The organism is Paenarthrobacter sp. NPDC058040, from assembly GCF_042885775.1.
In the GTDB taxonomy this organism is placed as follows: domain Bacteria; phylum Actinomycetota; class Actinomycetes; order Actinomycetales; family Micrococcaceae; genus Arthrobacter.
Genome location: NZ_JBHVRN010000008.1, coordinates 15,381 through 29,764 on the forward strand (window position 1 = coordinate 15,381; position 14,384 = coordinate 29,764).

Genomic DNA, 14,384 nt, shown 5'->3' on the forward strand with positions numbered 1-14,384 from the left:
AAACTCTTTGTGGCGCCAAGCAGCCATGCTGTTCGGTGATCCCGTACGCCCCAGTAGCTCAGGGGATAGAGCAGCGGCCTTCTAATCCGCCGGTCGGGGGTTCGATTCCCTCCTGGGGCGCAATGGCCCCGGAACTTCAATGGAGTTCCGGGGCCATCGTCCTAACCAAGGGCCTGACTCAACGTTTACTCAACGTTTTCATAGCAGGCCACCATGCAGCGCGGATACCGCCGTGGCCCGGGCTAGAACCCGGCCTCAGTACGCATCCAGATGCACTGACACTTCCTCCGGGCGTCCATCCGCCGAGCGCTCCCGAATCTCTCGGACCATCGGGAGAGGAGCCTTCGGAATCGACACCACGCGGCCAAGGATCCTTGGATCATCAAGAGTCGCAGCCCAGGCCAGATTCTCGAGCGTCACACCCCAGCGGCTGAGCACGCCGAGACAACCTCCATATGTGCATCGTGCGTCCGAAGGGCCGCAACGATGTCCGGGCTCACGGCTGCCAGGGAAAGCGCTGCGGAGGCCGCACGACAATCGCCGGACAGCGCCCTGGCTTCGAACTCATCCATGACGGGAACGTACGCCCGAGCTCTGACATCCTGCGTGTAGGTCGAAGGATTGACGTAGACCCCAAAAGGATTTTGCGGTGGAAGTCACCCTGACAATTCAAAAAGACGATGAGGATATGGGGCAGTATCGGACCGTAGGCGCGGACTATGACGCTGCGTAGGCAAACGCTCGAGCACTGGTGCCAGAGAACTGTAGGGTCATCGTTATGAGGACGAATCAATGACAAGTCAGTTACCCGATGAGCCGGAGCTAGGAACTGTAGGCGTCGGCGTCTCAGATGGGGTTTACGGTGATATCTCCTACTCGGACGAGATCACCAAGTCTATCGCCGACTACCTGCGACGCTCTGGGGTGCCAACGACCGAGATGAGGCTAATGGGCCTGGGAAGCACCGCCGGGGTCTTTGCTGAGAGTGTTGTGCAAAACGTCCTGGCTTCCCTCGTAATCCTTGCCGCAACCAAGCTGGGAAAGTTTATGCGGGGCGCCACGACCAGGAAGTTCGACCTAGAGCAAAACAAACAACTCCGGCCGTGCTTCATCCATATCGGGGATCATCGGGCTGATCGTAGGAACGTGATCGAGTTGCTTCGCCTCTTGCCCGGCATACATGCCCGCATCGCTGAGGAGTTTCCTAACCGCAACTACACATTCTCGGTACAATCGTCCTTGCTAAAGCCGGAACTGAGGCAAATACACGTGAAGTTGGAGAACTATCACGATCTGGGGCTTACTACGTCAGCGATCGCTCGTCGGCTAACCAAGCTCTCGGACAGTGATTTCGTATTCGTTTACCTAAAGGATGGCCCCTACTCCACTAGGCCATTCGCCTTTGATGCCGTTTAGCATCCGTAATGAAGGCTCTACTCCCATGAGCGTCGGAGCCTTCATTTATCTGGTTGTAGATATAGATCAACTAGTCAGCTTGGCCACGCCTCCGACGCGGTGACCTTGGCCCACTACATCCAGCGGGAGCGCCCCACCGTCGACTACCCCGCGCCCATCCAGGACTTCGATCCTTAACGGACCGGCGTGCCCGACTCCAAAAGCTCCTTGAGGTTTTGCAGGACCATGTCCCACGTGGCCGTGGACTGCTGCACTTCCTCGGCGCTCTTGTTGTTTCCCTGGACGATTGTCACGGACGTTCCGTCGTCGTCGTCCGCCAGCCGGTACTCAACGGTGTGGTAGTTTTCCGGAGCATCCGCCAACCCGCTTGACGGGCTGTAGTGGGTGGTCTTCACCCGGTCCATGGGCTGGAATTCCAGGACGGTGCCTTTGTCCTCGTAGGACTTGCCGTTGTACTCCCCGGAATAAGTGATGGGATCGCCCACCTGCCACGTGGTCTCCACGTTGGTGCCGAGGAAGTACTTCTTGATGATGACCGGGTCGGTCAGGGCTTTCCATACGTCGCCCCGCTTCGCCGAGACCGTCACTGTGGCTTCGGCATCGGGAATCTGTGCATTCACGGTGCGCCTCCTTCGTCCATGGCTGATCCGGATATCCGCGCGTCAGGGCAACGCTACGCCCCAAGCCACGTCCACGGAATGGCAGAATGGCTGTGTGATGAGCGGGGGAGTGCTGGTGGCACAACAGGGCCGTAGGGTGATGGTCAAGCGAATGGGCGGTGTACTGCTGGCGGCATTGCTCCTTGCTGGGGGACTCAGTGCCTGCTCGGAGGCCGCACGGCCAGCCACAGCGCCGTCAACATCTTCTGCTGGCGCCCCACCGCAGGCATCCACCCAGGGCAGCAGCGACCCTGCGGTCGCCGAGATCACGAAGACCGTGGATACAACGTTGAAGAATGTCGTGGCATCGAGTCCCAAGCCCGACCAGAAGGAAGTTCGCTCAGCCTTGGTCGCGGCAGGAATCCCGCAGGCCAACGTCGAGGTGTCGGCTGGCCGCACGCCAACGGGGCTGGACGTGGACGCGATGGAAGCCGCAGCGCTGGTTGGCGAAAGCTGCGTCATGGGGCAGATCCGCGACGGCTCGGTGGCAGTCACGGTGCTCCCTGTCCTGTCCACCGGAAAATGCTTCATCGGAGACGCCAGATAGGCTCTCCCGCGCTGCCCGAATGTGAGTTCTGCCCGCCGAGCCACTAGATTTAACGGCATGGCGGAATTCATTTACACGATGACCAAGGCTCGCAAGGCCGTTGGCGACAAACTTATTCTGGACGATGTCAGCATGTCGTTCTTCCCCGGTGCCAAGATTGGCGTCGTTGGCCCGAACGGTGCTGGCAAGTCCACCATCCTCAAGATCATGGCCGGTCTGGACACTCCTTCGAACGGTGAGGCCCGCCTGAGCCCCGGATACACCGTGGGCATCCTCCTGCAGGAACCGCCGCTGAACGAGGAAAAGACGGTCCTGGGCAACGTCCAGGAAGGCGTTGGCGAGATCTACGGCAAGATCCAGCGCTTCAACGAGATCTCCGAAGAGATGGCCAACCCGGACGCCGATTACGACACTCTCCTTGAGGAGATGGGCAAGCTCCAGGAAGCCATCGATGCCGCTGACGCGTGGGACATCGATTCCCAGTTGGAGCAGGCCATGGATGCCCTGCGCTGCCCCCCGGCTGATTCGGATGTCACAGTCCTGTCCGGTGGTGAACGCCGCCGCGTAGCCCTGTGCAAGCTTCTCCTCCAGAAGCCCGACCTCCTGCTCCTCGACGAGCCCACCAACCACCTGGACGCCGAAAGCGTGCTCTGGCTGGAACAGCACCTGTCCAAGTACCCCGGCGCTGTCCTGGCAGTGACCCACGACCGGTACTTCCTGGACCACGTTGCTGAGTGGATCGCCGAAGTGGACCGCGGGCACCTCTACCCGTACGAGGGCAACTACTCCACGTACCTGGAGAAGAAGAAAGCCCGTCTCGAAGTCCAGGGCAAGAAGGATGCGAAGCTTGCCAAGCGCCTCACCGAGGAACTTGAGTGGGTCCGCTCCAACGCCAAGGGCCGGCAAACCAAGTCCAAGGCGCGTCTTGCCCGCTACGAGGAGATGGCAGCCGAAGCCGAGCGCACCCGCAAGCTCGACTTCGAAGAAATCCAGATCCCGCCGGGACCGCGCCTGGGCAACCTGGTCATCGAGGCCACGGACCTGAAGAAGGGCTTCGACGATCGTGTCCTGATCGAGGATCTCTCCTTCTCGCTGCCGCGCAACGGCATTGTTGGCGTGATTGGTCCCAACGGTGTGGGCAAGTCCACCCTGTTCAAGACGATCGTTGGCATGGAACCGCTCGACGGCGGTGACCTCAAGATCGGTGATTCGGTCAAGATTTCCTATGTTGACCAGTCCCGTGGCGGCATCGACCCCAACAAGACCCTCTGGGAGGTCGTCTCGGACGGCCTTGACCACATCCAGGTGGGCCAGGTCGAAATGCCATCGCGTGCCTACGTCTCGGCGTTCGGCTTCAAGGGTCCGGACCAGCAGAAGAAGGCAGGTGTCCTCTCCGGTGGTGAGCGCAACCGCCTCAACCTGGCGCTGACCTTGAAGCAGGGTGGAAACCTCCTGCTCCTTGACGAGCCCACCAACGACCTCGACGTTGAGACCCTCAGCAGCCTGGAAAACGCGCTGCTCGAGTTCCCGGGCTGTGCCGTGGTGGTCTCCCACGACCGTTGGTTCCTGGACCGGGTGGCAACCCACATCCTGGCCTACGAAGGTGACGACGAGAACCCCTCCAAGTGGTACTGGTTCGAGGGCAACTTCGAATCCTACGAGGAGAACAAGGTTGAGCGGCTCGGCCCGGATGCCGCAAAGCCGCACCGCGTCACGCACCGCCGCCTGACGCGCGACTAAGCACCAAGCGACGAAATGGCCGTCCCGGAAGGGACGGCCATTTCGTTTTGTCCTTGCAACCAAGGGTCTGCCGGCTCAGGGAATCCGGACCATGCCTTCCTGGGCCACGGTTGCCACATGCAGGCCATCCCGGTTGAAGATCCGGCCAGTGGAAAGGCCACGCGCCCCCTGGGCGCTGGGGGACTCCTGGACGTAGAGCATCCATTCATCCACGCGGACAGGCCGGTGCCACCACATGGCGTGGTCCAGGCTGGCTACGCTCATGCCGGGGGTCATCCATGCCAGCCCGTGTTTCCGGAGGATAGGTTCCAGCAGGGTGTAATCGCTCGCGTAGGCCAAAGCAGCAACATGCAGTTGCGGATCATCGGGCAGGGGACCCATGGTCTTCATCCACACCGCGTTGGTGGCCACGTGCTCGGAGGGCGGGGAAACGTAGAGGGCAGGGTCGATGTGCCTTACGTCGAAGGGCCGCTCCGAGGACATGTGACGGGCCATCGGGTGGTCGTACCGGGAAAGCAGTTCGGCCGTGCTGGGGAGCGATTCAGGATCAGGGATCCCTTCCGGCATGACGGCCTGGTGGTCAAGGCCCTCGTCCTGGATTTGGAAGGAGGCGATCATTGAAAGAATCGGCACTCCGTCCTGGTAGGCGTGCACCCGGCGGGCGGAGAAGGACCGGCCGTCACGGAGCCGTTCGACGCCGAAAGTGATGGGTTTGTTGGCGTCGCCGGGACGCAGGAAGTAGCCGTGCATCGAGTGGGCAACGCGTCCGGGGTCCACTGTCCGCATGCCGGCCATCATGGATTGGGCCAGTACCTGGCCGCCGAAGACCCTGTGGCGGGGCTGTTTCTGGGACGGCCCCAGGAAGATGTCCTCGGTGGTGCGTGCGCCGTCGAAGTCACCCAGATCCAGCAAATCGATCAGCACTTCCATGGGGTCCCCGGTGGGAGCCTCAGCTTCAAGCCCCGCGTTCGTCTCAGTCATGGTTCGACTCTAGACGGCGCCCCAACCCCTCTCAACCGCGGACATGCCGGTAGAGTCGATGATGTGACAGACGTTTTGACCCAGTCCTTCCGCTTTGCCGACCCCCGCGATCTCACGGATCTGCGGACGTACGTGACGCGGGCCAAAAGCATCGACGACGGCGCCATCCGGCTGCAGGCTTCAGGCCAGGTCCTGGCCGCCTACGTGTGCGTCCTCAGGCCCCGGATCCTCGGCGAATCGACCCCCACCATCCTTGGCCTGCGCACCATGGCGTTGGCCGAGGAGGCACGGGCCGACGTCACAGTGACCATCGCTTCAGTCCTTGACCGGCTTGCCCGTTCCGGTGCCGAAGACGTGGACCTGCCCATCCCGCCGTCGACCGTTTCCGAGTCATGGGCGGGGGTCGGCGCACCGCGAAGCGGCTGGGAAGCCCTGGGCCCCATCGCGGATGCGGAGCTCAAGGCCGCGGCAGAATCCGGGATTGCCGAGGTGGCGGGCGTCGTGCCCGCCATGGCGGGTGCCGCCGTGGTCAATACGGCACGTGCGGCGGTCTGGAGCCGTGGCCTGCCCGGGTGGAAGGACATCCCCACCGGTGCTGCTTTCGCGGCTTTCGCGCTTGGATTCCTTGGCGACGGCGGGCAGGAGCTGTTCCGCAACGGCCGGTGGTTCCGTCTTAGCGGTCCGCGCGGCCACGTATTGGTGCGGACCGGCGCCGGGCTTGGCTTCCAGGGCCAGGCCTCAGACGGCTGACGGGCTGTTCACCATGGTGAGCGCGGCCCGTTCCATGTAGTCCCACAGCGTGCCCTCGTGCAGGGGTGACAAACCGAGGGAGTCTACCGCCGCGCGCATGTGGAACAACCAGCGGTCCTTGGCCTCCGGGGTGACCCGGAAAGGCATGTGGCGCATCCGCAGGCGGGGATGGCCCCGCTCTTCGCTGTAGGTGGTTGGGCCGCCCCAGTACTGCTCCAGGAACATCAGGAAGCGCCGCTTGGCCGGTTCCAGGTCCTCTTCGGGATACATGGGGCGCAGCAGGGCGTCGCCGGCCACGCCGTCGTAGAAAACGTCGATGAGTTTCACGAACGTTTGGTGCCCACCCACGGCGGCGTAGAAACTGTCCGTGTAGGCCGGTTGGCTGAAGGGATCGTTCTGCATCAGTTGTCGGCGTTGCCCGGCCTGTGGCGAGGCTGCCGGTTCGTGTCCGGCGGTCATGTCATTCACTGGCCTTCTCCTCGGGCTTCCGGGCGGAACCTGTTGCCGCTCCGGCAGCAACTTTAGCGTCTTGGTCGTCGTCCTGCGGAGCGGGCGCATCCACGGGGACGTAGTCGCCCTGCGACCGGTTGCCTACCCGCAGGATCTCGCCATTGCGCAGGTACCAGATAGCTCCGTCTTCGGCGCGGACGCGGGTGATGCGCAACCCCACGGACTCGACCGTGCCGATCACCTCGCTGGTGACAATCACGTCGCCGATCCCGTACTGGTCCTCGATGGTAATGAAGATCCCGGCCAGGAAGTCGCGGATCAATTGCTGCGCACCGAAACCGATGGCCACACCGAGGATGCCGACACTGGTCAGCAAGGGGGCGACGTCCACGTTCATGTACTTGAGGACGTAGATGATGACGATCACCACCACAATGACGCTTATCAGGCTCGTCAGCAGCGATCCAATGGTTTGTGCGCGTTGGGAGCGGCGTTCATGGTCCAGGGCCCGGATTGCCGGTTGCACCCACTTGAAGTGCGGTTTTTTGAAGAACGAGCTGCCGGCGGCAACCCTCCGGGTGATGCGCAAAATGATGAATCGCGCCACGGTCCACACGAGCAGGCCCACGCCCACTGTGATGAGGATCGAGACGTAGTCGATCTTTTCCGGCTCGATGGTGAGGGTTTCCATGGGAGGGATGAAGGTCAAGGTGTACTGGCTCCTTGTCGTCGGCCCGTGTTCGCCTGGCGCAAAACACTCTGTCCACTATCAACCCTAGCGCCGTAGCGTGGCCGCATGCGCATCCTCATTCTGGGCGGTACCGTCTTCCTGTCTGCCGAAATTGCCCGCCAGGCTGCTGCCGCAGGGAACGACGTCACCTGCCTGGCACGGGGCACCACGGGGTCGGCGCCCGACGGCGTTACGTGGGTCCGGGCAGATCGCGCCGCAGGTGCCGCGGCCTTTGCGGACGTCCCGGGGCCATGGGACGAGGTGGTGGAAGTTTCACGCGATCTCGCGCAGGCCAAGCAGGCGCTGGAGGTTTTGGGCCGGGACGCAGCGCACTGGACGTTCGTGTCGAGTTGCTCCGTGTACGCCGACCATTCGGTTCCCGGCGCGGCCGAAAACGGGGCGTTGCTCGAACCGTTGCCTCCGGGGCAGGCGGGCACCCCCGAGACGTACGGCGAATCGAAGTCGGCCATCGAACAGTTGACGTTGGATGCATTAGGAACCAAGGCCCACATAGTCCGTGCCGGCCTGATCGGTGGGCCAGGCGATTCCTCCGACAGGTACGGGTACTGGCCGGCCAGGTTCGCCTCAAACACCCATTCGGTCCTGGTTCCGGACATTGCCGAAGCCGCCACGCAGATCATCGATGTACGGGACCTTGCTGCCTGGATACTGCAGGCGGCAGCGAGCAACCTTGCCGGGACCTTCAATGCGCTCGGGGACGTTGTGCCCTTCGGCGAATACCTTGACGAGTCCCTGCGCGCCAGCGGGATCGCCCACGAACTGGTCACGGTGCCCGAGGCCTGGCTTGTTGACCAAGGCGTGGGCTACTGGGCGGGCCCCGATTCGCTGCCACTCTGGCTTCCGCCGGGACACGATGGCTTCCAGTCCCGGAGCAACGAGGCAGCATTGGCGCACGGCATGGTCCTTCGTCCGTGGCAGCACACGCTGATGGACACCCTCGCCGACGAGCGGGCCAGGGGCCTTGGGCGCGAGCGAAAGGCCGGACTGACCCAAGGCACCGAGCGCAGGCTCGTGGCAGGCTGGTTCGACGCCAGGCGCTAGGTAGCCGCCGTCGTCGTTGTTGGTTCGTGCAGCACCGGGAAATTGACGCTGCGGGCGATGAAGCAAACCTGGTTGGCCTCGTGGTGCAGTTGCGGCATCAGTTCGGCATGAGCGGGATCCGTAATGGTCACATGGGGCTTCAGCGTGGCGGTTTCGAACTGGCCGCTGCCGTCGCGGTTGAGTTTCATGAGTCCTTCGGCGTTGTCCTCGTACGCGGTGACCACAACGCCGTGTTTGACGGCAACATGCAGGAAAGAGAGCATGTGGCATTGAGAGAGCGCGGCCAGCAGAAGCTGTTCAGGGTTGTAGCGTGTCCGGTCGCCGTGGAAGGTGGGATCAGACGACCCCTTCAAGACGGGTAGCCCCGGAATCTCCACGTCATGGTCGCGTGAATACCCCCGGTAGCTGGACGTGCCGTCCCCGAGGTTTCCGGTCCAGCGGACGGTCAGCGCGTAGTGGTGTTCATTGAGGGCCATGCGGACAGTCTAGCCAGCGGCCGGAGACTGTCCGCATGGACCCGGATTCGTCAGGCGTCAGCCGCCCGGGCACGGAGTGCGCGTGCCACGGCGTCGCGGTTCTCCAGCATCATGCGCCGCAAGGCGGCGCTGTCCTCGGGAAGGCCCGCGAGGAATGCATCGGTCCGGTCCACCGTGGCCTGGGTGGTCAACTGGGCCGGGTAGAGGCCCACCACAATCTGCTGTGCCAAGGCGTGGGTACGCTCCTTGACGATGCCCGGAACGGCTTCGAAGTACCGTTCCGCAAAGGGTTGCAGGAGTGCCGTGTCAGGCACGCGCATGAAGCCGGCAACCGCCGAGGCCTGCAGTGCGTTGGAAAGCTCTCCCTTGACCACGATGGATTCCCAGGCAGCTTCCTTGGCTTCCGGCGTCGGAATGGCTGCCTTGGCCTGGGCGGCGGCGTTTTGGCCGTTGGAGGTGTTGTCCCGGGTGAGTTCCTCGTCGATGCGCTGCTGGTCCTGGCGTCCGCCCGCCACCAGGGCGGTCAGCAACTCCCACCGCATGTCCTGGTCCACCGTGAGGCCATCCAGCGTTTCTGTACCGTCCAGGAGCGCCTGGATACGGTCCAGTTGCAGATCGCTGCGCGAGATCTGGGCATAGGACTTCACGAACTGCAGTTGGGCGTCCGAACCCGGTTCCACTGCGGTTGCGAGCTCCCACAGCTTGTCCGCCGCAGCGATGGCCGTCTGCTCCTTGTGTTCTGCGGCCACGTAGTAGGTGAGCGTCGTTGCCAGTTGGCGGAGCTGGACCAGGATCACCGAGGAGTCCGTCTCGTGCGCAATGTTGGACAGGATCAAGTCCACGTAGCCGCGGGCAGGTGTCTCGCCGTCGCGGGCGGCATCCCAGGCCGAGCCCCACACGAGGGTCCGCGGCAAGCTGGCGGAGAAATCCTTCAGGTGGGCCTTCGCCGTGGCGAGGGAGTGGGGATCCAGGCGGACCTTTGCGTAGGCGAGGTCGTCGTCGTTGAGGAGGATGAGGTCCGGGCGCGGCCGTCCCGACAGTCCGGGGACCTCGGTGCGGGGACCATCGACATCGAGTTCTTCCCGGTGGGTCCGCTCCAGCTTTCCGTCCACCACGTCGTAGAAGCCCACGGCCAAGCGGTGCGGGCGCAAGGTGGGCTGCTCGGCGATGGCTGTCTGCAGGATGGCGAAGCTGGTGATGGACCCGTCACCATCAACGTCGAGTTCCGGGGCCAAGGTATTGACGCCGGCCGTTTCGAGCCACAGTTTGCCCCACTGGTCCAGGTCGCGGCCGCTGGCAGCCTCGAGCTCCACCATGAGGTCCGCGAGTTCCGTGTTTGTCCACGCGTGCTTGGCGAAGTAGGTGCGAACCCCTGCCATGAACTCTTCGGGCCCAACCCACGCCACGAGCTGGCGCAGCACGGAAGCCCCCTTGGCGTAGGTGATTCCGTCAAAGTTGACCTCGACGTCCTGGAGGCTGTTGATCTCGGCAAAGATCGGGTGCGTCGTGGGGAGTTGGTCCTGGCGGTAAGCCCAGGACTTTTCCACGGAGGCGAACGTGGTCCAGGCGTGGTCGAAGGCAGTGTTTTCGACGGCGGCAAGGTGGGACATGTACTCGGCGAAGGACTCATTCAGCCAGAGGTCGTTCCACCAGCGCATGGTCACCAGATCGCCGAACCACATGTGCGCCAGCTCGTGCAGCACAGTGATGGCGCGGCGTTCCACTTGTGCTTCGGTGACTTTGCCACGGAAGACGTAACCTTCCAGGATGGTTACGGCACCGGCGTTCTCCATGGCGCCGGCATTGAACTCCGGAACGAACAGTTGATCGTACTTTTCGAAGGGGTATGGGCAACCGAACTGGGCCTCGAAGAACTCGAACCCCTGCCTGGTGAGTTCGAAGATGTTCTCCGCGTCGAGGTACTGCATAAGTGACTTCCGCGCAAAAACACCCAGCGGAATGACCCTGCCATCCGCGCTTGTAACCTGCGACCTGACCGACTGGTAGGGCCCGGCGATCAAGGCGGTGACGTAGGAGGACAACCGCGGCGTCGGAGCGAACTCCCAAACGGACCGGGCTCCGCCATCCTCGCCCGGCTCGGCCGGCACCGGCGCAGGCGTAGGGGAGTTGGAGACCACATCCCAGTGGGAGGGGGCGGTAACGGTAAAAGTGAAGCTCGCCTTCAGGTCGGGTTGCTCAAAGACGGCGAACATGCGGCGCGAGTCGGGGACTTCGAACTGGGTATAGAGGTAGGCCTCCCCGTCCACCGGGTCAACGAACCTGTGCAATCCCTCGCCCGTGTTCATGTAGGGCGCATCCGCCACGACCGTGAGTTCGTTCTTTTCGCCGAGATCCGGGAGTTGGATGCGCACGCCATCGGAGACTTCGGCGGGATCAAGCTCAACGCCGTTCAACCTCACGCTGTGGACGGTGTCCGTAATGGCATCGATGAAAGTCGACGATCCCGCCTGCGCGGAAAAGCGCACCACGGTGGTGGATCCGAAAACTTTCGCGCCCTTGGTCAGGTCCAGGGCGACGTTGTACGACTCGACATTGAGGAGTTCCGCGCGCTTCGCGGCTTCGTCGCGGGTCAGGTTAAGGCCTGGCAAGTGTGCCTCCAGAAGATTGGGATGGCCGGCCGGGATCATGGTCCGGTCGCTGGTGTGAAGCCATTCTTTCACTCTGGGGCCTGTTGGCAAGGAGGTGTCCGCACAGTGTCGCCCGCACGGAGTAGCGTTTAAGCATGGGAACGTTCCGGGATTCTCTCGACACCCGCGCACTTCGGTTCGCGCTGGCCTTTCCGCTGCTCCTCGCCACCGGCTTCGTGGTGTGTGCCCAATTGCTGCGGAACAGCCTTCCTGACCCGGTCGCCGTAATGTGGAATGCCGACGGCGGTAGTTCCTTCGCACCGTTTGGCGCCTACGTTGGGGGCGGCGCAGCGCTCATCGTCTTCTTCGGCTGGGTCGCCTTTTTCCAAGCCGTTCCCATCTCGCGGCCTGTTGTCATGCGCCGCGTCATGATGGGACTCGGGTTGATGGTGAGCCTCTTCATCACAACGGTGCTGGCCGCCGGACTGGTAGGCCAATCGGGTCTCGGCGAGGCCCGGCTGTCCCATGTTGATCCGATCGTCCTGGCGATGGGGAGCGGCGCGGCCCTGTCCCTCGGCATTGTGATGATGTTCGCCTTCAAACCGGATCCTCGGTGGACCCAGGAAGACGACCATGCCCTCGAAGCCGAGCGTCTGCGCGCGGCCGATCCGGATCTGGCCCGGGACACGCTCAGGATGTGGGTCCACGCCCGAAGTTCCGTATTTGTCATGATCATCGTCTCCGCGCTCTTTCCGGCGGCCTTGATCGCGGTAGCCATTCCGTGGCTTGGGGCCTTGGTAGCGTCCGCCGCACTGGTCGGCGCGGGGTTCCTGTTCGCACGGGTACGGGCGGACAGGGGCGGGCTGCGGGTCTTGGCCGGAGGCCTGGTCCCGGTGCTGACCGTTCCCGCCGTCGATATTGCCGCGGCGGCTCCCACCGACGTCAAGGCTGCCGACTACGGCGGCTGGGGGTGGCGGCACCATGATGACGCCACGGCGATGCTGGTCAGCAGCGGCCCGGCCGTCGTCGTCCGAAAACTCAACGGGGGGCGGGTGGCGCTCAGCGCCGGCACCGCGGCTGCTGCGGACAAAATCGCGGGAATCCTCAACCGCGCGGCCGAACGGGCGCACCAGGACGGGCAGCCGCAACAACCCGGCTCGCGGTAACCTAGGTAGCGCATCCCTCCCCGCCGCGCATCGGACAAGACTGGCAGTTGCCCAGGGCTGTGCGTGCGCCACAAAGAACGGACTTTCTGTGACTACTCCCCGCGTCCACATCGCAACTGACCACGCCGGCATGGAACTCAGTGCCCACCTGGTCAGCCACCTCACCGCCAAGGGCTACGAGGTTGTGGATCACGGACCAAAGGAATATGACGCCCTGGATGACTACCCTTCCTTCTGCATCAACGCGGGCGTGGCAGTGGTGGCGGACCAGGAAGCCGGCGTCCACGCACTTGGCATCGTGTTGGGCGGCTCGGGAAACGGTGAGCAAATTGCCGCCAACAAGGTTAAGGGCGTCCGCGCTGCACTGGCCTGGAACCTCTCCACAGCCAAGCTCGCCCGCGAACACAACGACGCCAACGTGATTGCGGTCGGCGGCCGCCAGCACACCGTGGAGGAGGCCACGGAACTCATTGAGGCGTTCCTCCAGGAGCCGTTCAGCAATGACGAGCGCCATGTCCGCCGCATTGGCAAGATTGCGGTCTACGAGACCACCGGCGAGATCGTCGAATAGTGCCTGAGGGGCATTCCATCCACCGGCTGGCCCGCCAGTTCAAGGATGTCTTCGGCGGCCGGCGCCTTCGGGTGAGCAGCCCGCAGGGGCGGTTCGCCGAGGGCGCCGCGCTGTTGGACGGACATGTCCTGGCGGACGCCGTTGCGCATGGCAAGCAGCTGTTCCTGAAGTTCGACCACGACGTCTTCCTGCATGTTCACCTTGGCCTGTACGGGGCGTGGAACTTCGGGGGAGACAGTTCCTTTGCGGGCGCCTCCAGCATCGGGGCCCCACGCAGGATCGGTGAGCGCGAATCCGGACCCTCCGGCCCTGATGCCGACTACTCCGGACCACCCGAGCCGGTGGGCGCCGTACGCGTCCGCCTCGTCTCGGACCACGGGTGGGCAGACCTCCGCGGCGCCACGACGTGTGCTGCCATTACGTCCGATGACGCCGCCAAAGTGCTCGGCAGGCTCGGTCCGGACCCGTTGCGTAACCGGCCAGGAGACCGCGATGAGTTCATCCGAAGGCTGCGCAAACGGAAGACCGCAGTCGCGCTCTTGATGATGGACCAGTCCGTCCTTGCCGGCGTAGGGAATATCTACCGGGCGGAAGTGCTGTTCCGCCAGGCGGTCGATCCTTGGATGCCTGGAAGCGCCTTGGACACCGGGACCGCCGGCCGCCTCTGGGACGACGCCGTGGCCACCATGTCCGACGGCGTCCGCGACGGGCGGATTGTCACCACGCCGCCCGCGCTGTGGACTGAGGGGGCGGAAACGGTGCCCGACGCCGATGCCCACTTTGTCTATAAGCGTGAGGGACTGCCCTGCCGGGCCTGCGGGACGGTGGTTGGGATGGCGGAAATCGGTGCCCGCAAACTGTATTGGTGCCCGGGCTGCCAAGTGTGAGTCGCGCTTGGCGCTGAAACGCAAGGAGCCCCGATCCTGGTGGATCGGGGCTCCTTTTCCCTGGAGGGGACGACGGGAATCGAACCCGCGTAATCAGTTTGGAAGACTGAGGCTTTACCATTAAGCTACGTCCCCGAAAGGATCTCCTGTTCAGGACATCTTCCCGGTGGCTGTTCAAGCCGGGTACAACTAAACCTAATTCCGGCGACGGTGTCAAATGTGCATTCCTGGCCCGCTTGCCCGTAGACTGTCCTGTGCATTCGGGGTGTAGCTCAGCTTGGCTAGAGCGCCTGCTTTGGGAGCAGGAAGTCGCAGGTTCAAATCCTGTCACCCCGACTCTGTGTTTCGGGTCCATTTCTTG

Annotated in this window: 15 protein-coding genes and 3 tRNA genes; 10 read left to right on the forward strand and 8 right to left on the reverse strand. The window is 63.5% G+C overall.

Annotated features, from left to right (window positions below; genetic code table 11):
• Positions 1–47: 47 nt before the first annotated feature.
• A tRNA-Arg gene (locus tag ACFVSJ_RS12360) sits at positions 48–120 on the forward strand.
• Positions 121–416: 296 nt separating this feature from the next.
• On the opposite strand, the gene ACFVSJ_RS12365 is transcribed toward ACFVSJ_RS12360, so the two are convergent.
• Positions 417–572, reverse strand: coding sequence for a hypothetical protein (locus ACFVSJ_RS12365; protein WP_387437096.1), 156 nt, complete (start codon positions 570–572; stop codon positions 417–419).
• A 220-nt stretch (positions 573–792) separates the two neighbouring features.
• On the opposite strand from ACFVSJ_RS12365, the gene ACFVSJ_RS12370 reads away from it, so the two are divergent.
• Positions 793–1,416, forward strand: a complete 624-nt coding sequence (locus tag ACFVSJ_RS12370) for a hypothetical protein (RefSeq protein WP_387437097.1) — start codon at positions 793–795, stop codon at positions 1,414–1,416.
• Positions 1,417–1,589: 173 nt separating this feature from the next.
• Here ACFVSJ_RS12370 and ACFVSJ_RS12375 read toward each other — a convergent pair whose 3' ends face one another.
• On the reverse strand, positions 1,590–2,036 hold the full coding sequence (locus ACFVSJ_RS12375) for an SRPBCC domain-containing protein (protein ID WP_387437098.1): 447 nt from the start codon (positions 2,034–2,036) through the stop codon (positions 1,590–1,592).
• Positions 2,037–2,133: 97 nt separating this feature from the next.
• Between ACFVSJ_RS12375 and ACFVSJ_RS12380 the strand changes: the two genes are divergently transcribed.
• Positions 2,134–2,622: a DUF6993 domain-containing protein gene (locus ACFVSJ_RS12380; RefSeq protein WP_387437100.1), complete on the forward strand. Its 489-nt coding sequence runs from the start codon at positions 2,134–2,136 to the stop codon at positions 2,620–2,622.
• Between the two features lie 57 nt (positions 2,623–2,679).
• Complete coding sequence (gene ettA, locus ACFVSJ_RS12385) at positions 2,680–4,362, forward strand: energy-dependent translational throttle protein EttA (protein WP_387437101.1); 1,683 nt, start codon at positions 2,680–2,682, stop codon at positions 4,360–4,362.
• Between the two features lie 75 nt (positions 4,363–4,437).
• Here the strand turns inward: ettA and ACFVSJ_RS12390 are convergent, their stop codons facing one another.
• A complete protein-coding gene (locus ACFVSJ_RS12390) occupies positions 4,438–5,343 on the reverse strand; it encodes an acyl-CoA thioesterase (RefSeq protein WP_387437102.1) in 906 nt (301 codons plus the stop codon).
• A gap of 63 nt (positions 5,344–5,406) precedes the next feature.
• On the opposite strand from ACFVSJ_RS12390, the gene ACFVSJ_RS12395 reads away from it, so the two are divergent.
• Positions 5,407–6,093, forward strand: coding sequence for a hypothetical protein (locus tag ACFVSJ_RS12395; protein WP_387437103.1), 687 nt, complete (start codon positions 5,407–5,409; stop codon positions 6,091–6,093).
• On the opposite strand, the gene ACFVSJ_RS12400 is transcribed toward ACFVSJ_RS12395, so the two are convergent.
• Together ACFVSJ_RS12400 and ACFVSJ_RS12405 are read right to left on the reverse strand one after the other, a co-directional pair.
• Positions 6,082–6,552, reverse strand: a complete 471-nt coding sequence (locus ACFVSJ_RS12400; RefSeq protein ID WP_387437343.1) for a globin — start codon at positions 6,550–6,552, stop codon at positions 6,082–6,084. The two genes, ACFVSJ_RS12395 and ACFVSJ_RS12400, sit on opposite strands and share 12 nt — an antisense overlap.
• Position 6,553: 1 nt before the next feature.
• A complete protein-coding gene (locus tag ACFVSJ_RS12405; RefSeq protein ID WP_387437104.1) occupies positions 6,554–7,252 on the reverse strand; it encodes a mechanosensitive ion channel family protein in 699 nt (232 codons plus the stop codon).
• A gap of 87 nt (positions 7,253–7,339) precedes the next feature.
• Here ACFVSJ_RS12405 and ACFVSJ_RS12410 point away from each other — a divergent pair, with 87 nt between their 5' ends.
• On the forward strand, positions 7,340–8,335 hold the full coding sequence (locus ACFVSJ_RS12410; protein ID WP_387437105.1) for an NAD-dependent epimerase/dehydratase family protein: 996 nt from the start codon (positions 7,340–7,342) through the stop codon (positions 8,333–8,335).
• Here ACFVSJ_RS12410 and ACFVSJ_RS12415 read toward each other — a convergent pair.
• Positions 8,332–8,811 (reverse strand): OsmC family protein, encoded by a 480-nt coding sequence (locus tag ACFVSJ_RS12415; RefSeq protein ID WP_387437106.1) that lies wholly within the window; start codon positions 8,809–8,811, stop codon positions 8,332–8,334. The two genes, ACFVSJ_RS12410 and ACFVSJ_RS12415, sit on opposite strands and share 4 nt — an antisense overlap.
• Positions 8,812–8,861: 50 nt before the next feature.
• Positions 8,862–11,459: an aminopeptidase N gene (pepN, locus tag ACFVSJ_RS12420; protein WP_387437344.1), complete on the reverse strand. Its 2,598-nt coding sequence runs from the start codon at positions 11,457–11,459 to the stop codon at positions 8,862–8,864.
• 95 nt (positions 11,460–11,554) lie between these two features.
• Here pepN and ACFVSJ_RS12425 point away from each other — a divergent pair, with 95 nt between their 5' ends.
• The 3 genes from ACFVSJ_RS12425 to ACFVSJ_RS12435 all read left to right on the forward strand — a co-directional run bounded on the left by ACFVSJ_RS12425 (position 11,555) and on the right by ACFVSJ_RS12435 (position 14,023).
• On the forward strand, positions 11,555–12,565 hold the full coding sequence (locus tag ACFVSJ_RS12425) for a hypothetical protein (RefSeq protein ID WP_387437107.1): 1,011 nt from the start codon (positions 11,555–11,557) through the stop codon (positions 12,563–12,565).
• Positions 12,566–12,653: 88 nt separating this feature from the next.
• On the forward strand, positions 12,654–13,136 hold the full coding sequence (locus ACFVSJ_RS12430; protein WP_387437108.1) for a ribose-5-phosphate isomerase: 483 nt from the start codon (positions 12,654–12,656) through the stop codon (positions 13,134–13,136).
• Positions 13,136–14,023 (forward strand): Fpg/Nei family DNA glycosylase, encoded by an 888-nt coding sequence (locus tag ACFVSJ_RS12435; RefSeq protein WP_387437109.1) that lies wholly within the window; start codon positions 13,136–13,138, stop codon positions 14,021–14,023. Before ACFVSJ_RS12430 ends, ACFVSJ_RS12435 begins: the two co-directional genes overlap by 1 nt.
• A gap of 61 nt (positions 14,024–14,084) precedes the next feature.
• On the opposite strand, the gene ACFVSJ_RS12440 is transcribed toward ACFVSJ_RS12435, so the two are convergent.
• Positions 14,085–14,158, reverse strand: a tRNA-Gly gene (locus ACFVSJ_RS12440).
• A 126-nt stretch (positions 14,159–14,284) separates the two neighbouring features.
• Between ACFVSJ_RS12440 and ACFVSJ_RS12445 the strand changes: the two genes are divergently transcribed.
• A tRNA-Pro gene (locus tag ACFVSJ_RS12445) sits at positions 14,285–14,359 on the forward strand.
• Positions 14,360–14,384: the final 25 nt, after the last annotated feature.